This is a genomic window from Vibrio genomosp. F10 str. 9ZD137 (genome assembly GCF_049974785.1).
Taxonomy (GTDB): Bacteria; Pseudomonadota; Gammaproteobacteria; order Enterobacterales; family Vibrionaceae; genus Vibrio.
On record NZ_JBNGCJ010000428.1, the window covers coordinates 1 to 2724 of the forward strand.

The window sequence follows — 2724 nt, forward strand, 5'->3', positions numbered from 1 at the left end:
AACCGCTCTTCCGATCTAGCATTCTTTAGCATGGCTGAGAAAGGATTGTCTCTTGGTGAGATCGTCAACGAAATTAATAACTCGTTAAGTAAGTTTCTACCGATAGGCATGATGCTCGCGGCCAGTATTTTTGAAATCAGAGCCAATGGGTTTGAAGTTTCTTGGTGGGGAGGAGGCTTACCCGACACCTACGTGTTGGATGAAAACAGTAAAATTATTCGTCGCCTCGTGTCGAAGCATATGCCCCTAGGGGTGCTCGATTCTCATGAATTTGAAACCGATATTGTGCATTTGATTTTAGAGCCAGGTCAGCAAATAGTTAGCTATACCGATGGCATAACCGAAGCGATGAATGAACATGGGGAGCAATTTGGTCAAGAGCGTCTAGAAAAAGCATTAGAAAATGGTCAAGCACATATCACCACTGTGCACGAAGCGGTGCGGGCGTTCTCTAATATGAAAGCGGGGGATGATTTGTCTATCTTGTCGATGACATTCCCGATTATCAATGGTAATGATAACAGTTTGCAGCTTACAGACTTCTATTACAGTAAAATTCCTATGAAAACGGGCCTACACTTTCCCGCTCATGTGTTGAGAACCGCCAGTGTTCTTAGTGAGGTTCGTCAATATCTATCGGGTATTTTAAATGGAGGCCAACACCTAGATTTGGTTTGCTCAGTGTTATCTGAACTGTTTGCTAACGCGATTGAACATGGATTACTCGGACTTAAGTCTTCTTTAAAAGAAAGTCCGGATGGTTTTTTTGAATTTTATCAGTTGAGAGAAGAAAGATTAAAAGACCTGAGCCCTGATGCTTGGGTGAAGTTAGACATAGATTACCAACCAGAAGAGAAAATCATCACTATGTTGCTAGAGCACAATGGAGAAGGGTTTGATTACCATCATTTAAACTTGTCGGCTCAAAACGGAACGACCCATGGTCGTGGGATCGTATTGGCGACTGAATTATGTGATTCGCTTGAGTATTCAAATGAGGGTAAAAGCGTTACTGCGGTTTATCACTTTAACGCTTCGCATCGTTTTCCTAGTTCGGCTTGATTGTATTCGATTCAAATGTTTGTGGTTGGTGGGTTTGTTGGTTGGCCATTTGGCTAACCGTTCATTTTACTCACGGTCCACCAAACTAACTATTCATTAAACCCGCTTTTAACCAAATTAACTCTTCACCAAATTAGCTAAGAAGTACCGGATAATCATCATGTGGGTGCTCGATGACCGTTACATTGAAGTTGTATACGTCTTCAATGGTGGTTTTTGTTAACACGTCCCAAGGTGTGCCATCGGCGACAATGTAGCCCTTGTTTAATATCATCACTCTATCGGCGTACTGTGCTGCAAGGTTTAAGTCGTGCATAACGATAACCACCGCTGCTCCTTGTCCAGTTAAGGTTTTAGCGAGTGACAACGTCTGATGCTGATGAGACAAATCTAAGGCGGATGTCGGTTCATCTAACAAGAGGATCGTTTGTTGTTCTGATTGCGCTAACTGAGTTAAAACCCGAGCAAAATGAACCCGCTGCTTTTCACCACCAGAGAGGCTAGGGTACATACGATCCGCAAGGTGTGCGGTATCGGTCAATCGCATATTTTTTGCGGCAATATCGGAAATCCTTTTGGCACTTTCGGCGAGCGGAATACCGCCCAATTCGACCACCTCTTTGGCGCTGAAGTTAAAACTTAGGCTGCTTGATTGAGGTAATACACCCAAGTGTTTTGCCAATACCTGAGGCGACCACTGATCTGATTTACAGTCAAAGAATTCGATTCCTCCTTGAGAAGGGTACTCGCCTGTGATCATCTTTAACAGTGAGCTTTTCCCGGTGCCGTTAGGGCCAAGAAGAATGGTCAATTCCCCTGTATTTATGTGAGTACTCACTTTATCCAAAATAACCTTTTTCCCAAGCGTTAGGCTGAGGTTACTGAGTGAGATTGCGTGGCGTGAGCTCCCTTGATTGAAGTTCGTGGGCTTGTGTTCTTTAGATTTGCATGGGGTCGATTTGGAGACAGCGTTATTACCAGCCATTGGTAACGTTGGGGTCTGTGCGGTTGTGTGTGTCATCAGATACGACCTCTTTGTTTTATCAACAACCAAATGAAGAATGGCGCGCCAATCAGTGCCGTAACAATACCGACAGGCATATCTAATGGGGCTACCGCAGTTCGAGCGATCATATCGGCAATCAGAAGCAGCAAAGCCCCGATGAGCATGGCAATAGGTAGCAGTGACTTATGATTTGGGCCAATGAGCATTCGCCCAAGGTGAGGCACGATCAAACCAATGAAACCGATCATGCCCGCTAAGGCGACCGTCACGCCAACGCCTGCAGCGGTCAGTAAAATTAACTGTCGTTTTAGCTTTTGAACTTCGATACCCATGTGCTTAGCCTCTGCCTCGCCTAGAAGTAGAGCATTAAGGGGCTCGGCGTTACGATAAAATAAAATGAATAGAGTGATTAAAGTGGCAAAGGCCAAGATTAATGCTCCCCAGTTGGCCCCCGCCAAAGACCCCATTGTCCATAATGAAAGATCGCGCAAAGCTTGGTCATCGGCGTAATAGTTCATTAAACCAAGGCCTGATCCTGCCAGTGCGCCAATGGCAACGCCTGCCAATAACATCATGGTGACTGAGGTGCCATTTGCACCAGTGCCGAGGCGATAAACAATCACCGTGGTGAGTGCCCCGCCGATAAACGAGAACAC

General features: G+C 45.3%; 3 protein-coding genes. 1 reads left to right on the forward strand and 2 read right to left on the reverse strand.

Annotated features, from left to right (window positions below):
* On the forward strand, positions 1-1062 hold a 1062-nt coding region (locus ACP45E_RS10160; protein ID WP_158008377.1), incomplete at its 5' end, for an ATP-binding SpoIIE family protein phosphatase.
* A 133-nt stretch (positions 1063-1195) separates the two neighbouring features.
* On the opposite strand, the gene ACP45E_RS10165 is transcribed toward ACP45E_RS10160, so the two are convergent.
* Both ACP45E_RS10165 and ACP45E_RS10170 read right to left on the reverse strand, forming a co-directional pair.
* Positions 1196-2083 (reverse strand): heme ABC transporter ATP-binding protein, encoded by an 888-nt coding sequence (locus ACP45E_RS10165; RefSeq protein ID WP_069584973.1) that lies wholly within the window; start codon positions 2081-2083, stop codon positions 1196-1198.
* A partial coding sequence (locus ACP45E_RS10170) for a FecCD family ABC transporter permease (protein WP_141707284.1) occupies positions 2083-2724 on the reverse strand: 642 nt, incomplete at its 5' end. The genes ACP45E_RS10165 and ACP45E_RS10170, both read right to left, overlap by 1 nt.